Raw genomic sequence first — 24,384 nt, 5'->3', positions numbered from 1 at the left:
TATCCCCCCACTATCGCTAATTTCACTTCACCCGACAAACAAGTTGTCCAGCTCATCCGGAGTTAAGGCGACGGTGTCGTATACTGCTGGCGCCGACTGTGCCTTTGTGTTCTCGCAGTGATGGATAATGGCTTGCAGTCGGGCTATGAAGCTATGCAGAAGCTGTTCGGCACTATCGTGAGAATATCTCGCAGGGTCACAGGACAGCCGAATATGAAGCCTTCCGCCAGCAATCCACACTAAGAAGTCAAGACCGCAGGTCATCTGGTTGTGTATGGAGCTGTCGGCTCCGCTATATTCCTCGGCCAGCGAAAACAGGCCAAATGGCAGCTCGCTTTCAATCTCCCCCAAATAATTAAAGCGAATGGAATCTTTAACTTCGCTCGCCAAGAGCGTATTCCTAAGGTATCGCAGCACACCATAGCTTAATCCCTTATCCGGTATGCGTCGTAGCTGCTCCTTATGCGCTTGAATCTCCTGTCCCATATCTCCTCCGCTCGGGTGGAAGCAGACAGGAAACAGTGTTGTAAACCAGCCGACTGTGCGCGTCACATCCAGCGCATGCGTGAATGGTTCGCGACCATGTCCTTCCAGTTCAATCGTAACGTCATGGCTATGCGTGATCTGACCGACCACCATGCTGAGCGCAGTTAACAGCAAATCCTGGGTAGTCGTTGCATAAGTCGCATTGGCAGAGGTTTGCAATCGCTTCGTCTCGTCCTCTATGAGCTCGGCTGTCAGCTCGAGTGTCCGTTCCGTAGACTTCGAGGGAATCCGCTGCTGATGTTGATGTGCCAGACCTAGGTCAGCATGCCTCTGTGTCTCGCTAGCCTCCCAATAATCCAGTGAAGCCAACAGGGAGTCGGATGCTCCATATTGCTCCAGGCTTTGAGCATACGCTTGAAATGAATGGGTTTTGGCGGGCAGCACGACTGTCTCGTCCTCCAGCAAGGCATGACAGATCGAGCTGAAGTCCTCCAGTACAATTCGCCAGGATACCGCATCGATGACCCCATGGTGAGCAGTGAGAAGAAGGCGCCGGCCCTGCTCTCCCAGATCGAATAAGGCAGCTTTGAACAAGGGCCCCGTCGCAAGGCTCATGCTCGACTTCAATCGTTCTCCCTCGCTCCTGAGCCGATCGATCCTTTCCTTGCCTGTGCAGTGCGACAGATCGATCCAGGCAAGCTCGGGAAGCTGGCCTAACCGTTCGCTGCAATAGTGCAGCTCGCCTGTTTCCTCATGAAGGATAAGCCGTAATGCATCATGATGCTCGACTAATCTCCCCAGCGCTTGCCGGAGTCGTTCCACTGGCAGTTCCCGGTGTAATCGAAGCAGCACAGACTGATTGTAATAGTGCGGTTCAGCGAATCGCTGCTCCTTAAACCAGCGCCATATCGGCGTACAGGGTACTGCTCCCATTGCAGGGGTCTGAGCGATGTGCGTTGCAGGTGCTGCTGTCGCAACAGCAAGCAGCTCGCGGATGACAGGGAATGCCAGTATATCCTTGACGGTCAGATGAACGCCCTGCTCTCTCAACTGAGCGGATAGCTGGATCGCCTTGATCGAGTCTCCTCCCAAAAAGTAAAAGTTATCGCCTGGATGAATGGCATCGACGCTCAACATGTGTTTCAACCCTGCAAGCACGGCTGCTTCGGTTCCGTTGCCGCCAGCCGTATAAGCTTCCTTCTCCCCTTCTTGCACATCTATTAACGGGTCGGGGAGGCGATCGCGATCTACCTTGCCATTGGGGGTAAGCGGGAATTGCTTCATGCACTGTATTGCAGCAGGCACCATATAGCTGGGCAAGCGTGCTATCAAGTGGCGTCGCAGCTTCATCGTATCGAAGCCCTCTCTGTCCGGGATAATATAAGCCGCCAGATACTTCTGTCCACGTGAGTCTTCCCGGTCGATGACTACAGCTTCCCTAATCTCGGGCAGGCGCAGACATTCATTCTCGATCTCCTGCGATTCGATGCGATAGCCTTTGATCTTCACTTGATGGTCCACACGGCCAAGATAATGCAGTGTGCCGTCTGCAGACCAGCAAGCCAGGTCCCCTGTTCGGTACATGGTTCCTGTATGCAGGATAGCGTCCGCAACAAATCGTGCCTCGGTCAGCTCCTCTTGGTACAGATACCCTTGCCCGACACTATCTCCAGCAATATATAGCTCCCCGGGCTGTTCATCGGGCACAGGCTGGCCGGCCTGATCCAGCACATATACCTTCACATTTTGAATTGGCTGGCCGATCGGCACAGAGCCCTGCCTATCCTGCTTCGGATCATACTCATGAACGATGCAGCCTACCACCGTCTCTGTAGGCCCGTACTCATTGACGATTCGGATATGTCCACCAAACAGATGATGCACGCGTTCAGCCAGCGACGCCTTGAGATCATCGCCGCCAACGATAAGACAATGAACCGTCGATTGCCGCAAATCCAGGTCCATAATCAACGCCAGATGCGCAGGTGTAAGCTTGACCACCGTAGCCTGATTGTCTGCGAATATATCGCGCAGGATAAATTCGGAACGATGTTGCCTGTAGATTCGCACCTCATGCCCGCTAATCAATGGCGCGAACATCGAGGTCACCGTTAGGTCGAAGGAAAGAGAAGAATAGAGTGCAAACACCTCATGATCCGAGCTCAGATAGCTTTTGGCCGCCCAGGTAATATAGTTCATTAATCCGCGATGGTGCACCTTCACCCCCTTAGGAATGCCGGTAGAGCCGGATGTATAGATGATATAGGCCAGTCCGTCCGGCGATGCAGGAGAATCCCCATTCGCATCGGCCCCGTGGTCTAAGACAGGATCATCCAGCAGCATGACCTGTCCACGAAATTCAGGCGGCACTTGATCCGTACAATCAACCAGCATGTACTTCAGCCGGCTGCTGGCTATAATCTGTTGGATACGCGACTGCGGGTAGTCCGGGTCAATCGGCACATAGGCTCCCCCGGCCTTCAGCACGCCGAGCAGAGCGGAGAGACATGCGATGGAATGGCCAGCCATGATGCCGACCAGCTCCCCTGCTGCAATACCTCGCGAACGCAGCCTATAGGCGAACTGGTTCGCTTGGCGATTCAGTTCATCGTAGGTGAAGGTTAAGCTGCCATCAGATGCTGCGATCTTCTCCGGCGTGGCGAGTACCTGTTCTTCAAACAGATGGATGACTGTCTTATCCTGCGGATAGTACGCCTTCGTTTCATTGCGGAGAATAAGCTGCTCCTGCCGTTCCTGCTCTGTCAGCAGAGTAAGAGCCGATAGCGGCTGCTTCGGAGCATCGATCATTTGCTTCATCAGCCCGACCATTCGCCGGTGCATCTGTGCGATGCGGTCACTCGTGAAGTCGCTGATCAGATAATCATAGAATAAGGTCAGCCGCCCGTCTGAGGACCAGTCCTTCACTACGAGCTGGAGCGCATACGGCTGATAGCCATTGTACAGCTCCAGATTGTCGACAGGCATGCCGTGAAAGTGTGGATGGAGCTTGGTATTATATGTGTTCACACACACCTGGAACAGACGGTCATACCCGTTCTTCTTGAGCTGAATGTCATTCACGAGCAGATCAAACGGGTATCTCTGATGATAGATGCCGCTGATGAGTTCTTTATTCACCTTCTTCATATATTCTTGGATCGAATCCTCGTTATGGATGCTCACGCGAAGCGGCATCGTGCTGGTGAACATGCCAAATGTGTTCTTCTCCTTGGCTCCCGAACGATTCAATACCGGAATGCCAATGATCGCCTCCTTTTGCTGCATGGTTTTGGACAGATACAGAATCATGAGCGAAGCAAACATCGAATTCAATGAAATGTGGAGATGCTCTGCACATTGCCTGATACGATGAGAGAGCTCTGGTTCCAGATCGATAGCCTCGCGTCTTCCCTTCGCTGCATGAGCGCTTCGAAACATGTAGTCTTCGGGCAATGGGGTCAGCTTCCTGGTCCAATAAGAGCGGTTTTTGCGGCAACGTTCAGAATTCAAATAATCAGCTTCTGCACGCAGCCATTCCAGATAAGATGGTTTCTTCGTGACCGCTACCGCGCCTGCAGACAGTCTCTCATAGTGCTCGGCAATCTGATCGGTCATGAGGCTCACAGACCAGCCGTCAGCAATCAAATGATGGAGCTTCACAACATATCCGCTCAACCGTTGTGCAACCTCGAAGCGGGCAAATTGAAACAAATCGCTATCATAACATGGAAATGGAAGCTCGAATTGCTGCTGTGCCCAATCATGTAATTCGGACTCATTCACAAAGTAAAGCATGGGGAAGCTCCGATACGCATAGTTCGTAACGTATTGCGCAGCCTCCATGGCTGTCAAGCGGATTCTTACCCCATCGTTCTCTTCAATAAACCGGTTTATAGCTTGCTCCAGGACGAGAGGATCGATAAGCCCGGTTACTTGCACGATCCCGCCCACATTGTTGATTGAGGTATCGGGATGCTCCTGTTCGGTATACCATATCCGCCTTTGCGGGTGTGTTAATGGATATACTTCTTCCTCCACATTCTTCACACGCCTCATCCTCTCACGGAATTCTGAGTTCTCTCCATCCTGTGGATTTCGACAATGTGCCCGGATTCCATCTTGAGCACCACATCCGCACAGTCAAAATACCGGTCATCATGGGAGATGGCTACGATGCATTTACCAGCCTGCTTCAGCTTGGGGAGCAGCACACGGTAAAAGTAGTCCTTGTATTGCGGGTCTTGGTCTGCCGCCCATTCATCCAGCAAAATGAGCGGTTTATCCTCCAGACAACAAGCAAGCAGCGCTAATCTTTTTCGCTGGCCGGTTGATAAATCCTGTGTGTCGAATGCTCCGTTGACAATATTGACCTTGGATGAAAGCTGCAGCTCCTGCAACAGCCTCTTGGCCTGATCACCATGCTGGTTCATGTCCACCCCATACATCTTGGGGAAAAGATGGTAGTCATTATAGACGGTCGCGTAATATTCCCCCAGCTCCTCATGGCTGGCAAGTGGCAAGGCGTTCATGATGAATTGGCCCTCATCCGGTGGGTATAAGCCTGTCAATACTTTCGCCAGCGTCGATTTCCCGCTCCCATTCCCGCCTGTAATAAACGTAATCTCGCCTTGATTTAGCCGCAGATTCACCGGGCCGATGGAGAACGGATTCCCATTGTGATCATGGTATCGATACACAACCTCTTGAACCTCCAGGCTGGTGAACGGTGTTGGCGGATGTACCGAGGCATGTTCATTCAGGCGGCTTGGCCTCCATGGCTGAGCCAGGTCAGTTAGCATGGCATGAATTCGTTTCCAACTGATCCTCATCTGAATCAGCTCCGGGATCGTGTTGAGTACAGCGTGTAGCGGGCCGGTCATATAGATGAATACAAACACATAGCTCCGTATGGTGTCCCCCTCAAACCTCTTGAAAATATAGGGGAATATAAAGGCTACGGCCCCGATGACGATGACAAACAGCAATTCTCCAACGATAGATACATTCGCAAATTTCAAGTCGGCCTTCACACGATTCGTTTTGTATACCTTACAGCTTTCCGCCATGTCCTGCCCGAACGCATCGCGCTTCTGCTTGTTAATGCGCAGCTCCTTAAACCCGAATAAGAGGTCGTGAATGAAGCCGAAGAATACATTTTGCGTATCTCTCGTCAATTCCCATAATCGGTTCGCCCGCTGACTAACGCGGAAGAACAAGCCGGCGGTAAGTGCAATGACCAGTACCGATAATAGCAGGCCATAGGGGTTCATCGAGCCGAGGTAGGCAAAACAGAACATCAGCGTAGTTAATCCTGTTGCTCCTGTGACGATGACCGTGGCGAAGTTGCTGATCTTTTCCGTATCGTTATTCAGGCACGCTTGAATGTGACTGTGCTCTATGTCCTCCAGCTTCGCATAATTCGTTTGCAGCAGCCGGTTGATTAATTGTAGCCGTTTGGCATAGACCAGCTCATTCGTTATTTCCACCAGCTTGAATCGTATCATTCGTTGCCCGAGGATATAGATCAGCAGGGCCAGCAGGAAGTAGAAGAGCAATCCGTTCACCAGTTGTTCTTCATTCCGCATAATCGCTTCATTAATCGTATAAATAATGAGTGCATTGCCAAAGCCGCTTAACAGGCTGAGAACAATTAGAGTGTGGTATGGTGGTTTGCTGGACTTCGAGCAGAAGAGCTGAACAATGCTGAATACATAATATAGAACCCCCGCGATGCATAACGCTGCTGCCGCTGCCGGAAGACTCAGCGGCCCCCAGACATACAGAAATGCCCAGTCGAGCTTATCAAAAAAAACATGGGGGATGAATTGAATGCTGGCGATAAAGATGCCCAGATAGACCGTATAGAAGATGGCCTTCAACAGTTGTCCTGGTTGGCGCTGCCATCCACGGGAGGCAGCAGCCTTCACTACTAAACTCAGGATGCCGTAGATCAAGCCTACACCCACGATGCTCAGAAGCAAGAACAGGGCTGTAGACAGCTTGTCAACACTTTTATTCTGATCACGAGCCACAATGTCCAGCTCTTGGCCGAGTATTTGATTCAAGATGTTCTGGGCTAGAGACTCGGTATAGCTGGAGTTGATGTTCGCCATCACACCAATCGCAAGCTGGTCTGCAGGACGCAGAATAATGAAGGAAGAGAAGTTGGGGTTGGCTCCGCCATGAGAGATTTCTCCCGTTCCTCTCTGGAAGATGCTCCACCCTCCACCATATGAAGCGCCTGCCCCATCCGGGGCCACCGTGCGATTCGGTTGATGCGTCTCCTCGATGTAATCACCATAGGGAGCCAGGCTTCCCGCTCCCCCCTGCAGTTGTAGCTGCATCCACCTCAGCAGCCCATGGGCGTTCGTAATGAAATATCCCGCTGGCAGATTCCCCTTATATGTCGGGGCATCGTAGCGCCTTGGAGAGCCGAAGCCGTACTTATAGCCCGTGGCCATCTTGGAAGCCTCTACATGCTCCTGGAGCATGTAGACATCTGTTAAACCTAGAGGCGTCAAGAGCTGCTCTTGCATATAGCTCTCGAAGGCTGTTCCCGTGACCGTCTGAATGATGAGTCCCAGCACATCATAGTTAATCGTTGCATACAGATATTTGCTCCCTGGCTCATGAACCAGACGCTGTCCTTGCAGTGTCTGCACCGTCTGCTCTAACGCATCACTAGCCCCGCTTGCAGGTATCGCCTTAATGGAATGAAATGGAATGCCGCTAGTATGATGCATTAGCTGCTCGATCGTAATGGCTGTCTCTGCTCCCTTATAGGTCATCCTCAACCAAGGAAGATACTTGTCCACCGGATCGCTATAGTGAATCAGACCTTCATGGAAGAGCTTCACGATCGCCAATGCAGTGAAGGCCTTGCTGTTGGAGCCTAGCTCGAACAGGGTATCTGCCGTGACAGGAATCTGGCCTTCAACATTGGCATATCCAAAAAAACCAGAGTATAACTCCTTCTGTCCATCCGCAATGACCACGGCTAGCCCTGGAATGTCTCCCGCCTTCCGGTGCTCATCGATAAGACGTGCGATCGCCTCTTCGTCCATGTCGTGACGCAGGGGCGCGGCTGTCTCGGCCCGTGCGGTGTGATCGGCTAAGACGAACTGCAAGAGAAGGAATGCAAGGATCAACAATCGAGCTGTTTTTGAGTACACCATAGCAATGCTTCCCTCCACCGCTGCTCCTGTTCACTTAAGTCTCTGATGGTGCAAGACAGGCTGCTCAGTTGCTCCTCACTGACCTGACCGGTCATGAACATCTTCATGAGTGTGCCCCGAACCATGTTCCAGCTATCGCCCAACTGTCTGAATGCAGCGGCAGCTTCTTGCAGAGGAGTGAGCTGGGCGGCTCGCCCCAAATAATCGAGTGACCGCGCAAACTTATGCCTTCCTTGGGCGACTTCCTGCAATGCTTCAAACAATGGAAGGCTCGGCAGGAATTCACAATCGCCTGCCTCCGCCTCCAGATCGATCGATGTGATGTGGCGGGCAAAGCCATTCATCTCAGCATAAAGATCACGGTGCTGCTGTTGCTTGAGCAGCTCTTGCAGCTCTTGCAGCGCATGGGCTAGTACAGGAGGCTCTTGGCTTAGCGGCACAAACGTCGACATAGAGGCATATGCTTTCTCAACATGCTCAAACGACAAACTGACCTTGTTCTTCCTGTAATACGGGTCGGTGCAATACAAATGACGTGAATGGACATCAATGCCCACAACAAGGAAGGAGTGAACAGTGTGCTGCTGTCCATAATACTTATCCCAAGGAACCCAGTAGGCATTGCATGTCAGAACAACGGGCACTCCTGTTGGAATCAGCTCCTTGATGCGGGTCATCCCCTCCTGAGAGCTGTCCGCTGCTTCGGCGATCCGACGTATACCGTGATACTTGTCCAGCAGTTGCAAGACAGGCTCAGGCAATAGCTGCATCCGCCTGCCCAGCGATTGACCGTGCAGATCGAGGCTGAAGGCGAAGTCCCATGATCCTAGAAACATGAGTTCATAATCGCGTCCGAGCCACCCGGCAACGCTGGCAATGATGCCGTCAATACAATTGTAGTCCAATTCCTTAATCGGACTAATATCGATAAGGCCGGACGGACAGCTATTCTCCGGCACGCTCGTTCACTCCCACTGATTCCGCTCCCTGTTCCTCCATATAGGAGGCAGCCTGTTCCACAACAATGCTCTTCATCTTTTCTGCTTTGGTCATTAAGAATCCCTCCATCATATTAGACAATAGAATGGACTTGCTTAAAACGGAACACCTCGTCAGCCGCTTCCTTATGGCCGTTACCTGAGTTCGCTGTTCGAAATGACTTGCAGTTCTCACGATAGGTCGGATCCTTGAGCAAGGTTTCCACGGCGCTACGCAATTGCGCAGCATCCAGTGTCTGCAGATCGAGGCAGAGCCCTGCCCCTATGTGTTCGACTCGCTCTGCAACATAATATTGATCCCCGGTCTGGGGGAGTAAGAGAAGGGGGACGTGGAAATGTATCGATTCGCTTACACTATTCATTCCGGCATGGGATATAAAAACATCGGTAGATTTCAAAATCTCAAGTTGGGGGACAAAGTTTGTCATTTGAAAGTTAGCGGGTACGTTGCGCATAGAAGATAAATCATGCTCTGTGCCGACATTGAGCACCACACGAAGATCCTGCTCTCCGAAGGCCTCAAAGCAAAGCTCATAAAAATGATCGTAAATACCTAGCTTGTTCACCATGCTACCCAGCGAAATATAGAGGAGAGGTTTATCTGTGGAATCGCCAAAGGAACGGGCATGGCATGTATCTCTCTGAAAAAATGAGGGGCCAACAAATTTGAAGCTGTCGTCAAATAATTCAGCATAAGGCTGCAGGCGTTCATCAACATAGACAATATTCAGGTCGCCCGTACACAGGAATTTATCCTGACTTTTGAAATGGGTCAAGTCATATTTCTGGGTTAATGCTTTCGGAATTAACTCCAGCATTCGAAGCGTATCGTGTAGCTGATCGGAGGAATTCACTTCAATTCGGAATAACTTTTCGAGCACTGTGCGGGGGTGAAGCTCCAAAATCCTGTCACAGAAGGCGAACATCGTAATGGACGCGATGCTAGGGAGCTGAAGTCTTCTGGCAAGCTGCTTTCCCCAATGTGCGGTTGAATCATGGATAATATAAGCGGGGTTGTCCTTCTCGACCTCCTCCAATACCTCGCGCACCATCTCGCTGCATATTTTCATGGAGCCCTCGAGTCCGCCATAGAAGTGCTTCAAGTCATACAGCCTCTGGGAGTGGACAACGGCATCATGCGTATACTCAAGTTCGGTGTGCAATTCGGGATGCTTGTACCTGCGAAACACAGCTCCAGCCTTCTCGATCGCTTCTCGGAAGTAGTCTGAAGAGTAATAGATCACTTGCTCGCCTCTATTCACCAGCTCGTTGATCAATCCTAGCGAGGGGTAGGTATGCCCGTGTAACGGCGTCCCCAGGAAAATGACTTTCGACATAGCGATCCCTCCCGGCAATGCCTCTCCATCTATACATCTTTGACCATATGAATATCATGCGGCTCAAGAGCATACAGCTCGGCATTCACATCTGAAGCCAGCCTGCATCCATAGTTCAAATAAAATCCAACCGCCGATTCGGTTTCTGTCGCAGAGATATACAAGCGTTTCGCTCCTCGTTCTCTGGCCAGCTCACACATCCGATCCATCAAGCGGTGGGCAATCCCTTGTCTTCTGTAGGCATGACTTACATAAAGAAACGCCATCTGCAGCTCATCTCGATTCTCACCGATAAATTCACCGCCCAGCGCGGCAATTCCCACTAGCAGATCATTATCGAATGCTCCTACGAGCCTGCCCCCTCCCTTGATTTTCAGGGTCAACGCTCGGATGAAATCTTCAACTTCGTCTTCGCTCCATCTCGGGACATCCTTATTCAACTCTTGGGTCTGAAGAGAACCGTTCGTATAGACATGGATTCGACGCACAAATTCCGAGCGGTCGATCTCGCCAAGCTTGTGAAGCCCTTCTTTCTCCATATCTATGATTTTAATAGTCACTAGCTTCCCTCCGAATCGTTGATGCCAAAAAGAGCGCCAGAGCTATCCATCAGAGCCAGCGGTGCAGCATTGCAGCGGATGGCTAGCTTACTGACATCATTATATGTCTATTCACACAATCGTGTCAATAAGTGGTATTAAATGAATTATATAGGTCGAATATGTCGTACTAACCAGGATATATGATGCGACTTCCGCCAGTTTCCGCCAGTAGCATGATATCCGAATGCGCATGGAACCTATCATCACGTAGCATAGCTGCACCACATTTCATCATCGATGCATGAATCATCTAGTATTCCTGGCCCTCGATTGCTATCCAAAGAAATAGCTAATATAGATCATGATGATTAGACCAAAAATAAAGGAATACGTTGCGGGTCGTTCATAGCCATGGCTATGTGTCTCGGGTATCAGCTCCTTATAGACGATAAACAGCATCGCGCCCGAGGCAAATGCCAACCCGTAGCCAATCAGCCACTGGATGTAGCTAGCGGTGAAATAACCGATGATGGCTGAGACGACCTCCATCAGCCCTGTTAAGGTGACGATCATCAGCAGCTTGAGCTTGCTGACCTTGGATTGCATCAGGAAGACGGCAAGCACCAGCCCTTCCGGCATATTCTGCGCCCCGATCGCTATCGCCACCATCGGCCCCAGCCCCTCATTGGTGCTGGCATAGCTGAAGCCTGTGCTTAACCCTTCGGGAATGTTATGAATGAACAACGCGAACATCACAAGCAGGGTCTTCGTATTAAAGGACGAGATTCCCCGTCTCTTCTCTATATCAATATGTGGAATGTTCTTCTCCAGCAGATCGAGCACGATGACGCCGATCATTAGGCCAACCGTAAGCGGAATCAGCCCAGCCTCCTTCAGCGCCTGCGGCAGCAAGCCGAACAGCGAGGCCGACACCATAATGCCTGCCGTAAAGGCAATCAGAATATCCTTCCACTTCTCGGACAAGGAGCGGAACAAGAGCAGGGGGAGCGCTCCGAGCACTGTAGCCATCGCAGAAATAAAGCTACCAATTAATGCAGACGTCATGTTGCTTCTTCCCTTCCAGGCGCGGGCTTTAAGCGTAGACCGCTCAATACGCCTGCTTACATAGATATACACCGCCCAGCAAAATGGTGCAGATCGAATAGACAGATCGGCACCATGCGATGCTGGGGGCGCTAGCCCCTGATAGCTAGACTATGCGCCCATCATTCATCTTATCATAAGTTGCCGGAAGGATATACTCTCTGACCAGCCGCAAGCAATCCCGTGGCTCCGGGGTATAGCTGGACGCCGCGGCAACGACCAGGCCGCAAGCAGGCACACAGCAGATCATATTGCCGCCATCGCCGATTGCTGCATACGCCTTCACTCCATCCTCCTCATGAAGCCACCAGAGGTAGCCATACTGCGGCGTATGAGCTGTAGTGGATTCCTCGACCCAAGCCGGAGGAACGATCTGCTCCCCGTGCCAGCTCCCCCCCTGCACGTAGAGCCAGCCGAACCGAGCCATATCCCGCGGCGTCAGCGTCAGCCCCCATCCACCAGTCGAGTTGCCTGCAGGATCATGCACCCAGCCCTTTACCTTGCTTCCGAACAGCTCATCGAACCCATAGCCTTCCATGATATAATCAGGGATCGTCTGCATGCCGATCGGTCCGAACAGCCGCTCGTTAGCGAATTGCCGCGCGCTCTTGCCTGTGCAGCGTGTAAGCGCCGCCGACATAAGATGAGCCCCGGCTGTACTGTACTTGAAGGCGCCGAGTGCGCCCTGTCTGCCAAGCCGCCCCATCGTGTAGCCTACCCAGTCTGGCTGCATGCACAGCTCATCCAGCCGCTCCTGCCAGTCCGGGAACGGATAGGGAGCCGTCATCGTGAGCAGATGCCCCAGCGTCACCTGGCTTCTTACTCCTGTCTCCTCTTCTCCATGCTCAGCATACTCTGGGAACACCCTCATAATCTGCTGCTCCGGGCTGTCCATTGCGCCATCCTCCATAGCGATGCCTACGAGCGCTGACAGCACGCTTTTCGTCACCGAGGCAACATGATGCGCATCCTCTGGTCCATAACCGTTATAGTAACGTTCAAACACGATGCGGGCGTCACGGACGACAACGATGCCATTCATATTGCCAAAGCCGGATTGAATCGCCAGCTCCAACGCATTCAGCTTGCTGCTGCTCATCCCGGCTGCTTCCGGCGAGATGACTTCCCATTGCGCGCCTGGCCATAATTTCTCTCTCACGTATCACTCAGCTCCTTGACAGATTCAGCTTGACGGGAAAATACACCTCGGTGACAAGCTGATCTGCCGCGGAATGAGCTGGATCTGTAAGATAGATCTCATAGGGTGAGTCCACTAGCGCATAGCCTTGCTGCTCCGCCCAATCCCACATTCTCGCATAGACGGCGGGGAGGTCGGCATACGCGCCTGTGTACACCGCCTTGGCACATGAGCGGCGTGGCAGCGTGCGCGATCCTACCACGGGTACGCTTATCGGGAGGGCAAATTCCGTGTCATTGCCTGCCGGGTCGAATTGGTCACTATGATAGAAGGTCATTGGTGCTCCTGGGAGACTCAGTCCCTCACTTGCAGCGCGCGCGTACAGTTGATCAAAATAGCGCTTGTAGCCCTGCGCGTAATCTGCGCTGCTCATCATGCGACGAATGGACAGCAGCTCCATCGACTCCGTATGAACCAGCTCCACCACAATATCGTCTACATAGGCCATAATCGGTATGCCTTCCTTGACCTTGCCAATATCCTGCCCCAGTTGCAGCAGCGTGTAGCTTAGCTCCCGTTGCTTCTCCAGCAGCTCACGCTGCTTGTGCAGCAGAACCTCCTCCAATGTCTTACTCCCCTGCTCCAGTATGGACTTGATCTCCTCCAGGGAGCAGTGGAAGGACTTCAAACGGTTGATCCACAGCATGTCCTTGAGCTGCTGGGTCGAATAATAGCGGTAGCCGTTATCTGGATTAATATTCTGCGGGAGGAGCAATCCGATTTCATTGTAATATCGCAGCGTTTTTGTGGAGACGCCACATAATTTAGAGAACTCGCCGATCGGCAGCATCTTATCACCTCCGTCGTATCCACGTCATTCTGCGCAGAAGTGCTGTATTCAGCTTGGCTTTGCATCGGTTATGTTATGTCCGCTGCAATAGCTCTCACTGTATACGCCCCTGTGCTTGATCTCCACTATGCGCCTTGCCGTAAGGGGAAGGTCAACCCCGGGAAGAGACATTCTCTATCCCCCGCAAGCTATGGACTCTGTGCTGCCAGCGCCTGTCCCACATCATAAGGCGCAATATCCAGCTCGGTGTGGAGGCCAAGCACGAGCCGCGCCAATTGTCTGCCAGCATAGGGCCCGACCGTCAGCCCGGATGAGCCCAGCCCATTGACCGCAGATAGTCCCCCCCAGCCAGGCATTCTGCCCAGCACGGGCAGGAATCCCGGCGCGACGGGCCGGAACCCGACACGAACCTCCTGCAGCGCGCAATCGGCAAGCCCGGGTGCCATCTCAAGTCCTTTATGTAAGATCTCGTACACCCCGCCAGCCGTAGCACGGACGTCATAATCCACAGCGTGATCCTCATGCGTGGCTCCAATGACGAGCCGTGAGCTGCCGAACGTCAGCATATATTGGGTGGAAGGAGGAATAACGACAGGCCAGGAAGACGCATCGTAGCCCGGAGGCAATTCCAGATGAAGGATTTGCGCCTTCTGCGGGCGGATGGAGAACAGCAGACCGAGCGGCTGCAGCAGCTCGCGCGCCCAGGCGCCGGCGCAGACGACAACTTCATCCGCCTCATAGCTGGAGCTAAGTCCGTCTGCGCCACGGATGGTGACTCCATTGACGTGTGTCCCCCGATAGTTTATGGCAGCACTGCCATGGACGAGTCGGGCGCCCTGGCGCTGAGCGCCGCGCAGGAGCGCTGCAGAAAGCTTATGCCCATCTACACGAGCCGCTCCGCTCACATGAACAGCACCCTGGCCTGCTCCCAGCAGCGGAAAGCGTGCGACCGTCTCCTGCTCACTCAGCATCGAGACCGCCCCGATCTCCGGTGCATCCGCCAGACGCTGTTGCGCGCGCTCCTCCAGCTTGACCAGCTTCTCTGTCTCCTGCTGCAGACAGAGCGCCCCGACCTGCGCATACCCCGTGTCGCTCTCCCCTTCACCTGCGAGCGCCTCGATGAGCTCGGCGTAATATCGCGCTCCGGCCTTGACCAGCTTGTACCATGCCTTGTTGCGACGCTGCGACAGCCACGGACAGATGATGCCCGCCGCCGCCGCTGTCGCCTGACCCTGCTCCTGGCGATCGACAATGAGCACCTCAGCTCCCAGCTTAGCCAGGTGATAGGCGGTCGATGCTCCCGCGATACCGGCTCCGATTACAATAACCTTCTTCATGCTGAATCTCCTTTCCTACTCCGTTCCCCCTGCTCCAGCGCAGGCTGAACACCATCTAGCCAGCGTCGTGCTGCGACGCATACCGCTTACCATGCAAAAGGATGCTCCAGCCTCACGGTCATCGCGACGCTGGAGCATCCTTGTATTCCCTCTACAACTCATCCAATTTACTCGATCTATTCCATCAGACGGCTACGCCTTCCACACGAATATCAATGCCATCAATTGCAAGGCCTGCAGTTCGTTCCACCGCTTCCCGCACATTGTGCTGCAGCTCGTGGCACACCTCATGCATTTTCATTCCGTATTGGATAATCACGCTCAAGCGGATATGCAGCCCTGCATCCTGAAGTGTCAGCTCAATGCCGCCCAATGAGCGAGTCGTAGTCAGCTTGCGGGCAAGCCCTTCAACAAGGCCCTCGGACATTGCTGCAATTCCTTGCGTCGCTGTGATGGTCTGGCTGATAATTTTGATGATAGCATCCTTGGAATACGTCACCTTGCCCAATACCTGTTGAATCATCATGCCTTCCGCCTCCTCATATGTCCGAAGATCGCTGCTGCTCCCCGGGCGTATCCTTCATTGGATGCTCCTAGTGATAGTTTGGAGTATCATTTATACTCATTTTAATTCATAATTGCAGGGCTCGTCAAATATTCTCATCATACAAGGAGAGCTTCTGTCGTCAGATGTGCAAAGCTGGCCGTCACTGTCGAATGATGCACAAAGACGGCTGCCCGCATCCAGCCAGGGCAGCCGTCTCAACATGCATGATTCTAGAATAAAGGCTTGACCAGGGAGTACACAATAATAATCATCAGCAATATGGTCAAGTGGTTCAATGAGAAGATAAACATCGTTTTGGCCCACTTGTCAGCCTCTACCTTCTTGTACCCGCGAATGCTGAGCACGAGCCATACGAGGCTAAGCAGCGCCGATGTTATGGCGATGAAGGGACTGAAGCTCCAGAACAGGCCACTGGACAACAGCAGCACAACAAGGTAGACATTGGTCTGCACATACGTGCGGCGCAAGCCCTTGACTACAGGCAGCATCGGCACCTTGGCAGCCTTATATTCATCGAAGCGGCGAATCGCAATCGCATAGAAATGCGGCATTTGCCAGATCAGCAGCAGTATGAACAGCGCAGCGATGCTCGGGTGACTCATATCGGAGGAGATCGCTGCCCAACCGATCAGCGGCGGCATAGCGCCGGACAGACTACCCACCTCGGTATTATAGATGGTGGTTCGCTTCGTCCACATCGTATAGGGCACGACATAGAGGAACAGCCCCAGAAATCCAAACAGCGCAGCAAGCGGCGAAGCCGCGTACAGAGCGATAATCCCCGTTATCGCCATCCCTACGCCCAGTGCGAGCGCGCGCTTCGCTTCCATCTGACCTGTAACGGTCGGACGTTGCTTGGTTCGCTCCATAATCGCATCAATGTCCCGATCGTACAGATTATTGAATGCTCCCGCTGATCCGATGACAAGCGCCGATCCGATCACCGCCAGTACGATGCTCCCGACATGAGTGAAAAACGAAGTCTCATGGACATATAATGCCATACATAGCCCGGCAAACATCGCAATGAGATTAGATTTTATAATCCCCACTTTTATCGTTTCAAATACAATTTTTGAAAAGGACACAGTGGGCAGGGTTAAGCCTGTGTCCAAAACTTCATCTGTTTTACGCATGAGTGTGGTTCTGCCTCCCTATTCTCTCTTTAGTAAATACTATAATTATAATAGCACAGAACATCAACCTCGTAGCTGTAAAAAGCGGATCATCATATATTTGTCACTATTCTGTGGCAAAAATATGATGATTTTTGAGCAAAAAGTCATTGACGTCTGGAAAATACGCTCCCCTGCCCTCTTCTGCCTGGAATACCCTGAGCCGTAGCCCTGCCGTAGCCGATCACAATTCTCGGTTGAAGCGCACCGCACCGGATAGGACAGCTAACGCTCTGGCTGCGGCAGCAGCTCTACATGCTTGGTGGCAATGTTGCGGCAAAATTCGCCGTCATGCTCGACAAACACGATCGTCGGTTGATGCTCCAGCAGCAGCTCCTCAATCTGCATACGGGAGATGACATCGATGAAGTTAAGGGGTTCATCCCAGAGGTGGAGATGTGCAGGCTCACACAAGCTCTTGGCGATCAGCACCTTTTTCTTCTGGCCGCCGCTAAAGTCCTTCATGTCCTTCTCGAATTGCACCCGCGAGAAATCAAGCTTGCGCAAGATCGCCTTGAACAGACTCTCGTCAATCCCGCAGCTCTGTGCATAAGCAGACAGACTGCCTTGGAGCTGCGAGGTTTCCTGCGAGACGAAGGAGATGCTAAGCTGGCTGCCGCGCTGCAGCGTGCCGGTATAATTCAGTGCTTCTCCCGCCAGCAGCCTCAGCAGACTGGACTTGCCGGAGCCATTGGGGCCGGACAGGGCGATCCGCTCGCCCTGCGAGACCGTGAAGCTGACACCGCTGCATGCGGTATGACCATCATAATGCACGGCAATATCCTTCAGCTCGGCGAGCTGTTGCTTATGATAACGAAGCTGCGAGATTTTGAGGCTGTCCATGCTCTCGAGGTTATGCAGCAGCTTGGACTTCTCCTCCACCTTGCTATGCTGTCTATGCTCCATTGATTTGGCGCGCTTCATCATTTTGGCCGCTTTATGGCCGATATATCCTTTGTCAACCTTGGAGCCGGAATTCACCGTGCCATTCTTCGACTTCTCCACCGCGTCGGACCACTTGCTGGTACGCTGGGCAGCCTCCTGCAGCCGCTTGATGTCCTTGCGCAGCCGGTCGTTCTCTGCCAGCTCGTATTGATCTTGCCGCTGCTTGTTCGCCCACCATTCCGAGAAATTCCCCTTTTGCACTTCAATGTTCGTCTTGTTTATAGATAAGATATGATCGACACATTGATCCAGAAAGGCTCTGTCATGAGAGACGAGAATGAAGCCGCGCTTGGAGTGAAGATAGCGGCTGACCAGCCCCCGCGCATGCTGGTCGAGATGATTCGTCGGCTCATCGATGAGCAGGAATCGATTCTCCTTGAGAAATAGCGTTGCCAGCAGCACCTTCGTCTGCTCGCCGCTAGATAGCGTGCGCAGTGGTCGATACAAGACATCCTCCGATACCTGGAGCAGCGACAGCTCCCGCTGTAGCTGCCACAACTGGATGTCCGGGTGAATCTCCTCTGCAACATGCAGGGTCAGGTTATCCTTATTGTCCACCTCGAACGGGAAATATTCAAAATCAACCTGTGCCGCGATCGTGCCGCGATACTCATGATCGCCCATCAGCAGCTTCATGAAGGTCGTCTTGCCGCGGCCGTTGCGGCCGGTGAAGCCCAGCTTCCAATTGGTATCCAACTGAAAGCTGACGTTCTCGAATATCGGATCATAGCTGCCTTCATAGGCAAACGTGAGCTGGCTCACTTGAATCAATGACATGTGTACTTTCCTCCTCTGCCGGCGTTAGCGCCGGGGCTGTGCGTGCGGCAGACGGCCTCTTCCGGTAGTAACAGAAGGAGCCGCCTGCGCGAGACATAGAAAAAGCTGCAAGAAAGTCGCCTTCCTGCAGCTTAAATACATACAGCACAGCTAACCTGCCACATGCAGGTCAGATGGAGCGTATTATTGAGCAACAAGGATAAAGCAACTCTCTTGCGGATACAAAAATAAACATGGCATGTTTATCGTTGTACTTAGGCAAGAAAGTTGTACATTATCCTGGTCAGCTCCTGTCCTTAAAAATGTACCATTAGTTTAGCATAGCTGCCGCGCTCATGCAAGCTAGAGCTTCTCCTCCCTGTGTTACCCGAGCTTGCGCATGAGCCATTCGATGGGTCCGCGCTCATGCCGCTGCCGCCACCAGAAGGAAAATAGCAGCGCCAGGATAAAGTAAAGCAGTGAACAGAGCACTGCAATGACGAGATTGCCGTTCTCGAGCACCCCTGCCAATTGCAGAGGCACCAGAACGAGCACAATATGTCCGATGTAATGGGTCAGTGATAATTGCCCTGTGCGGATCAGCATCGTCGTCAGACGCGCAGCATGGAACCGTTCCGCCCATGCCAGACAGATGAGGATAGCAGCAATCGCTGTCCCTAGCGAGGAGCCGACATATAGCAGTGTAGGCGGCATCGGCTTGGTGGTGAACAGATAGGCTGTTGCCTCAGCATCCAGCATAGACGATGTTGCCTTGGACAACCCCCAGGATAACAGCTCGGCTGTAAGCGTTAATCCGATGGAGAGCCATAACAGTGGACGGCGGAGTCTGGCGACGGCCAGCCAGCCCTTGCGTCCCAGCCATAGACCCATGAGATAAAAAGCGAGCCATGGGAATAAGGGGTGAAAGCCGTTGAACAGCAAATTGCGGACAAATCCGTCGATGCTCCATAACTGGGTATACTCATGGTATCCCGGCGCCCATCCTGCGCTGTAATCCAGCGTAAGCTGCAACAAGAGCGAGAGAAGGGCTGCGATGGCCGCGAGCGCCAGCACGAGGCGATCCCTGACCGACAGAAGCGCAGCGCCGACCAGCAGGAACACGCCATAGTAATGTAAAATATCTGCCGACCAGCCTATCGACAGGAGCAGTAAGCCCACCCCCATCAGGAAGAGCGCTCGCTTGTATAGACTGCTCCGACCTTGCCCTACTAGCGATGGGTCTGCCGATCCCCGTGCTCTGGCAGTCATCAGCGCAGTGCCGATTCCTGCCAGCACGACAAATAGTGCGGACGCCCGTCCCTCAAGCAGGCTTGCCGCCGCGTTCAACCAGGCCGGCCCGCTGTCCTGGGCTCCCATAGCCAGCTTGTAATTGACGATAATCATGCCCAGTATAGCCCAGGCTCTGGCCACGTCCAATCCAGTAATCCGTTTTTTTGCTTGTGTCATCCGGTTCCGCTCCCTCTTAAAGCTATGTTGACGCTCCCGCAGCACGAGGCCAGTATGCAGCCTGCGAGCAGCGCGTTCATTCCTCGTTCGTCTGCATCCCGGCTTGAACTCATCCTACACCTTAGGTCTGACCTAAGGTCAATAGGGGCACAAGAGTATCCTTGCATGCAGGATAAGGCTGGGTGACATGTGCTGCGATCATAAGCCGTCCCATGGCTTTAGAGTAGAATGCATGATACAAAAAAAAGCGCCCGCTCTGGACAACTTGCCCAAAGCGCTGCGCTTTTTTGTAACCGTATAATAATTATCTGACGAATTGGAAGGACCAGTTGTGATCAGCCGTTCCGTTATCATCCCACTGGACAATCTCAGCACCGCTTGAGGTCGACATATTCGTTACGCCGAGTACCTTGCTGCTGTGGCGGTTCACAATCTTGTAGTACCCGTTGCCGACTGAGACGAATTGCCATTCATGATCAGCGGTTCCGTTATCATCCCACTGCATCGCCTTCGCACCATTGGAAGTCGACATATTCTCGATGCCCATCACCTTGCCGCTGCGCATATTGGTCAGCTTAAAGTAGCCGTTACCTACGCTATCTACTCTCCACTCATGATCTGCTGCACCAAAATTAGTGGATTGTACGGCGAGTGCTCCATTGGCTGTCGAGGCACCGGAAATGCCAATGCGCAGGCTGCTATGTTGATTCTGCAAATAGTAGACACTGCCGCTCTTGATCTCCGAAGGCTCCGGCTGCGGCTCACCGCCCCCTGGCGTATTGCCGAACTGCCAGTAGTCGAAATTGAACAGTGGCTGGTTGCTTGAGCCCTTGAACATGAAGTAGACATGATGCACGCCCGTTACCTGGCTCACCGTTGTCTCCCGCAGACTCCATGATTGATTGCCGCCGGTTGGCGTCACATTCAGCGTGCCGATTACAGGCCCGGTCGTGCTGTCCAGACGAATCTCGATCTGTCCGCCTACGGTGGAGGCTACGTTCGCCTTGAAGTTCGTCACACCGCCGCTGCCAAAGTCCGCATTGGCAACAGCCACCCAATCCCCGTTATGAATATCGGTCACAGCCAGATTAGAGCTTGGTACCATACCGCCTGGCGACTGAGCCACATCGGTCTTAATGCCGCCCTGCCATGCGATCGTCTCTGCCTCAACCCGCTGATACGGGTTCAGGTTTTTCGTCTTCGCGACGCCTTGCATCGTGCCGGTTACCGGGTTGATCTGGCCATTTCCGGCATAGGTCAGCTCGTTGATGTGCGGCGAGCGGTAGCCCTTGCCATCGCCGAGCTGGGCTTTGGCTACGGTCTGGGTATGGTACGCCATATACCATTTGCTATTGAATTGGAAGACCGAATGGTGGTTGTTGCCCCCTCCACCGAAGAACACGCCAGGATTGCGCAGGATGGACTTCACATAAGTAAATGGCCCCATCGGATTATCGCTCACCATGTAGACGATCTCGCCAGGCGGAATGTTCGCCGGGTGGCTGCCGCCAAAGTTGGCGCAATAAGAATAGTAATATTTGCCATTATATTTATGAATACCCGAGTCCTCGAAGAAGAATGGCGCATCGATCGTCTGTGCGCTGCCGACGACACTGGTCATATCATTGCCCAATTTGATGACGCGAGCTGTCTTGGGACTCGCGTATTGAGCCTGAGAAGGGTTGTTGCCGCCAGGGATGCCGCCGCCGAAGTACAGGTAGCCGTCGCCGTTGTCATCGACCAGCACGGCCGGATCAAACAGCCACACCACTCCCGCCACACCTGGCGTGCTATGGGTAATGAGCGCTTGCCCGCGCGGATCCGACCATGGCCCGATCGGGCTGTTGGCTGTCAGCACACCGATGCTGCCCGCCGAGTTGGAGAAGTAGAGGAAGAATTTGTCCTGACCGTTAATCTTCTTGTGTGCCGCAGCTGGCGCCCAGGAACCGTTCGCCCACCTCGCAATACCGTTAGGACCTGCGACGGGAATTGCGCCATGATCCGTCCAGTTCACCATATCATCAGAGGAGATGACATGCACCTTGTTCAGATTGCTGAAAGAGTTGTTTTTGACTGTGCCGTTGCTATTGTATTCGTAAGCATCGCTTGACATATAGAGGTAGACTCTGCCGTTGTAGACCATCGCGAACGGATCGGCCCCCAGCTTATGATCCATGAGTGGATTGCCATTGGTTGGTGTTTTGGCCAGCGACGGCGTTGCCGCATGGACACTTTGCCCACCGAGAACCCCTGTCCATATGAGCGCTACAGCTAGCAATAACATACTAAATGTTCTTTTGATACGCATACATGATCTGCCTCCTTAGAATTAGGTGCTTACCTTTATCGAATAAAATTGAACTTCCAGTTGTGGTCTGCCGTCCCGTTATCGTCCCATTGAAGCAGGCTCGCGCTTGTAGTGGTGGACATATCCGTCACGCCCAGCACCTTGCCGCTGTGACGGTTAACCAGCTTGTAATAGCCATTGCCGACGGTGACCAATTGCCATTCCTGGTCAGCAGCATTGCTGCTATCCTTGAGCACCGCCTTGGCTCCGTTGGAGGTGGACATGTTCTCGATGCCAAGCACCTTGCCACTGCGAACATTGGTCAGCTTATAGTAGCCGTTATTCAGGCTGTCGGTTCGCCACTCATGATCTGCTGCACCCCAATTGTTCGATTGTACAGCTTGGGCTCCTGCGGCCGTCGAAGCGCCGGAGATGCCGATGCGAAGTCCGCTGTGCTGATTCTCCAGGTAATAGACGGCGTTGTTCTGAATCGGGGCCGGCCCGGAGCCGCCTGTACCTGTTAGCTGCTTCTCGATTCTGAAGTAATCGAAGTCGACATTTCCCCCCGCAGATTGGGTGGAATAATAGAACAGCGCATAGCGATAGCCCATAAAATGCGGAAGCGTATAGCTCATCTGAAGCGTATTGCCAATCGCTGTCCATTGGTTGCCATCCAGACTGTAGTAGAAGTATGCCTTGTCTGTCCGGTTTTTGAAGTCCATATCGATCTTCACATAGATATTGTTCTGTGACAGCGGAATGCTGGCGACCTCGGTGGCATTGCCCGAAGAAGCATTCACCATGACGATCGATTTTTGACCATTGGACATTTTGACCCCGACATAGCCATAATTTTTCTGAAATGCGGCCAGCCCGGCATAGTCGCCATTTCTCATCCGGCTCACATCCAGCATGGTCTGTCCAGAGCTCTCCGGCCCGTAGGATCGCTGCGTCAGCGTATTGATTGTATCCAGGAGATTCGAGTTGGTGCGACCAGTCGTGATCCGCATATATCCGGGACGAGCGTTCAATGACCAGCGGCTAGGGTCCGGGTTATGGTTCCACTGCCACACCTTCCCAAGCTGGGTTCCATCGAATTCATCCGAGGAAATGATCTTCTCGTTAGCATTAGCGACATAGACCGGCTTTGGCATCTGTACAGGAACCTGACCGTTGTTACCGAATACGGGCCAGCCATTCTGCCATCTGACCGGTACAAGGTAAGGAATGCGGCCCACAGCGCCAAAGTCGCGGAACAGGAAGGCATACCAGTCGCCGTTGGCTGTATCGATGAGTCCGCCTTGAGCGATCCCATTGTGGTTCAGCGCAACACGGCCTTCATATGGCCCGGTAATCTGATCTGCACGGAAGATGAGCTGCGTGCGGTTGCCGCCTTGCGGCCACGTAATCAGGGAGATGTAATATTTCCCATTAATCTTCTGAAGATGCGCCCCCTCTGCCGCCAGACCGATGTTCGGTCCTGCGACTGCGCTCGCATTTGGGATGATAATCTGATTGACTCCTCCCGGTTTGACAGCGCTTGCATCTGAGGTCAGCTCAGTCAGCCGTATATCTCCGCCGCCATGGGCGAGGTACACGCGCCCGTCATCATCGAACAGGAGGGACATATCATGGTAAAAGTTAATCGTGGAGCGAGTCCATGTGCCATTCTCAATGTCCTGTGTTTTGTAGATGAATGTTCTGCCGGCCGTGCTCGAGGAAAATACGGCGTAATACGTGCCATTATGATACTTGAGGCTGCTCGCCCACGAACCCTTGCCATATTCGCTCTGTCCGTTTCTTAGCATCTGTGCATCCATATTGCCCAGCGTATCATAGACATAGTTGACAATCTCCCAGTTCACCAGATCATAGGAGCGCATTACGGGCACGCCAGGATTCATGTGCATCGTCGTACTGGTCATATAGAATGTGTTCCCTACTCTGATGACAGAAGGATCGGGTACATCCGCATAAATAACAGGGTTCTGGAACGTGGTTCCTGTCTGGGTGGCCTCGACTCCAGAGGATGTAAATATAATTGACAATGTAAGCGATACCAATAATATCAAGCTTTTTAATTTCATCGTGTCACATCCTTCCTGAGCCTGCAAGCAGAATAACGATAGAATGTCTGATTGTGCCCTCTCGTCCTAGCGAGATGTGTGTCTCCCCTCCCTTCAATTCGTTTTGCATACCCGCTCACCTCCTTTTATTAA

Annotated in this window: 15 protein-coding genes; all 15 read right to left on the bottom strand. The window is 52.9% G+C overall.

Annotation, left to right across the window (positions count from 1 at the left end; translation table 11 throughout):
• Positions 1-27: 27 nt before the first annotated feature.
• The 15 genes from ACY1JZ_RS03475 to ACY1JZ_RS03405 all read right to left on the bottom strand — a co-directional run bounded on the left by ACY1JZ_RS03475 (position 28) and on the right by ACY1JZ_RS03405 (position 24,252).
• Positions 28-4,533: a non-ribosomal peptide synthetase gene (locus tag ACY1JZ_RS03475; protein ID WP_462628086.1), complete on the bottom strand. Its 4,506-nt coding sequence runs from the start codon at positions 4,531-4,533 to the stop codon at positions 28-30.
• 5 nt (positions 4,534-4,538) lie between these two features.
• Positions 4,539-7,661 carry a cyclic peptide export ABC transporter gene (locus ACY1JZ_RS03470; protein WP_462628085.1) on the bottom strand — a complete coding sequence of 1,041 codons (3,123 nt, stop codon included), beginning with the start codon at positions 7,659-7,661 and terminating at the stop codon, positions 4,539-4,541.
• Positions 7,631-8,620: a C39 family peptidase gene (locus ACY1JZ_RS03465; protein ID WP_462628084.1), complete on the bottom strand. Its 990-nt coding sequence runs from the start codon at positions 8,618-8,620 to the stop codon at positions 7,631-7,633. Before ACY1JZ_RS03465 ends, ACY1JZ_RS03470 begins: the two co-directional genes overlap by 31 nt.
• Before the next feature lie 113 nt (positions 8,621-8,733).
• Entirely contained in the window at positions 8,734-9,996 is a 1,263-nt protein-coding gene (locus ACY1JZ_RS03460) for a macrolide family glycosyltransferase (protein WP_462628083.1), read from the bottom strand.
• A gap of 29 nt (positions 9,997-10,025) precedes the next feature.
• Positions 10,026-10,556 carry a GNAT family N-acetyltransferase gene (locus tag ACY1JZ_RS03455; protein WP_462628082.1) on the bottom strand — a complete coding sequence of 177 codons (531 nt, stop codon included), beginning with the start codon at positions 10,554-10,556 and terminating at the stop codon, positions 10,026-10,028.
• Positions 10,557-10,871: 315 nt separating this feature from the next.
• Entirely contained in the window at positions 10,872-11,603 is a 732-nt protein-coding gene (locus ACY1JZ_RS03450; RefSeq protein WP_270171080.1) for a ZIP family metal transporter, read from the bottom strand.
• A 145-nt stretch (positions 11,604-11,748) separates the two neighbouring features.
• Positions 11,749-12,801, bottom strand: coding sequence for a serine hydrolase domain-containing protein (locus ACY1JZ_RS03445; protein ID WP_462628081.1), 1,053 nt, complete (start codon positions 12,799-12,801; stop codon positions 11,749-11,751).
• Positions 12,802-12,808: 7 nt separating this feature from the next.
• Positions 12,809-13,630: a MerR family transcriptional regulator gene (locus ACY1JZ_RS03440; RefSeq protein WP_462628080.1), complete on the bottom strand. Its 822-nt coding sequence runs from the start codon at positions 13,628-13,630 to the stop codon at positions 12,809-12,811.
• Between the two features lie 188 nt (positions 13,631-13,818).
• On the bottom strand, positions 13,819-14,967 hold the full coding sequence (locus ACY1JZ_RS03435) for an NAD(P)/FAD-dependent oxidoreductase (RefSeq protein WP_462628079.1): 1,149 nt from the start codon (positions 14,965-14,967) through the stop codon (positions 13,819-13,821).
• Positions 14,968-15,151: 184 nt separating this feature from the next.
• A complete protein-coding gene (locus ACY1JZ_RS03430; RefSeq protein ID WP_462628078.1) occupies positions 15,152-15,493 on the bottom strand; it encodes an Asp23/Gls24 family envelope stress response protein in 342 nt (113 codons plus the stop codon).
• A 251-nt stretch (positions 15,494-15,744) separates the two neighbouring features.
• Entirely contained in the window at positions 15,745-16,671 is a 927-nt protein-coding gene (gene cyoE, locus ACY1JZ_RS03425) for a heme o synthase (RefSeq protein ID WP_270171087.1), read from the bottom strand.
• Between the two features lie 264 nt (positions 16,672-16,935).
• Complete coding sequence (abc-f, locus tag ACY1JZ_RS03420; RefSeq protein ID WP_462628077.1) at positions 16,936-18,432, bottom strand: ribosomal protection-like ABC-F family protein; 1,497 nt, start codon at positions 18,430-18,432, stop codon at positions 16,936-16,938.
• Positions 18,433-18,795: 363 nt separating this feature from the next.
• Entirely contained in the window at positions 18,796-19,878 is a 1,083-nt protein-coding gene (locus tag ACY1JZ_RS03415) for a DUF418 domain-containing protein (protein WP_462628076.1), read from the bottom strand.
• Between the two features lie 304 nt (positions 19,879-20,182).
• Complete coding sequence (locus tag ACY1JZ_RS03410) at positions 20,183-22,162, bottom strand: carbohydrate-binding protein (RefSeq protein ID WP_462628366.1); 1,980 nt, start codon at positions 22,160-22,162, stop codon at positions 20,183-20,185.
• Positions 22,163-22,221: 59 nt separating this feature from the next.
• On the bottom strand, positions 22,222-24,252 hold the full coding sequence (locus tag ACY1JZ_RS03405; protein ID WP_462628075.1) for a beta-xylosidase family glycoside hydrolase: 2,031 nt from the start codon (positions 24,250-24,252) through the stop codon (positions 22,222-22,224).
• Between the last annotated feature and the right edge of the window lie 132 nt (positions 24,253-24,384).

Source organism: Paenibacillus sp. J5, assembly GCF_054955055.1.
Note: the sequence above shows the minus strand (reverse complement) of the source record. Positions and strands in the feature narration are given on the sequence as shown.

What these genes read in the sequence shown, in the direction of transcription:
- ACY1JZ_RS03470 (WP_462628085.1), bottom strand. Translation starts at nt 7,661, where the DNA reads ATGGTGTACTCAAAAACAGCTCGATTGTTGATCCTTGCATTCCTTCTC.
- ACY1JZ_RS03460 (WP_462628083.1), bottom strand. Translation starts at nt 9,996, where the DNA reads ATGTCGAAAGTCATTTTCCTGGGGACGCCGTTACACGGGCATACCTAC.
- ACY1JZ_RS03450 (WP_270171080.1), bottom strand. Translation starts at nt 11,603, where the DNA reads ATGACGTCTGCATTAATTGGTAGCTTTATTTCTGCGATGGCTACAGTG.
- ACY1JZ_RS03440 (WP_462628080.1), bottom strand. Translation starts at nt 13,630, where the DNA reads ATGCTGCCGATCGGCGAGTTCTCTAAATTATGTGGCGTCTCCACAAAA.
- ACY1JZ_RS03435 (WP_462628079.1), bottom strand. Translation starts at nt 14,967, where the DNA reads ATGAAGAAGGTTATTGTAATCGGAGCCGGTATCGCGGGAGCATCGACC.
- ACY1JZ_RS03430 (WP_462628078.1), bottom strand. Translation starts at nt 15,493, where the DNA reads ATGATGATTCAACAGGTATTGGGCAAGGTGACGTATTCCAAGGATGCT.
- cyoE (WP_270171087.1), bottom strand. Translation starts at nt 16,671, where the DNA reads ATGCGTAAAACAGATGAAGTTTTGGACACAGGCTTAACCCTGCCCACT.
- abc-f (WP_462628077.1), bottom strand. Translation starts at nt 18,432, where the DNA reads ATGTCATTGATTCAAGTGAGCCAGCTCACGTTTGCCTATGAAGGCAGC.
- ACY1JZ_RS03415 (WP_462628076.1), bottom strand. Translation starts at nt 19,878, where the DNA reads ATGACACAAGCAAAAAAACGGATTACTGGATTGGACGTGGCCAGAGCC.
- ACY1JZ_RS03410 (WP_462628366.1), bottom strand. Translation starts at nt 22,162, where the DNA reads ATGTTATTGCTAGCTGTAGCGCTCATATGGACAGGGGTTCTCGGTGGG.
- ACY1JZ_RS03405 (WP_462628075.1), bottom strand. Translation starts at nt 24,252, where the DNA reads ATGAAATTAAAAAGCTTGATATTATTGGTATCGCTTACATTGTCAATT.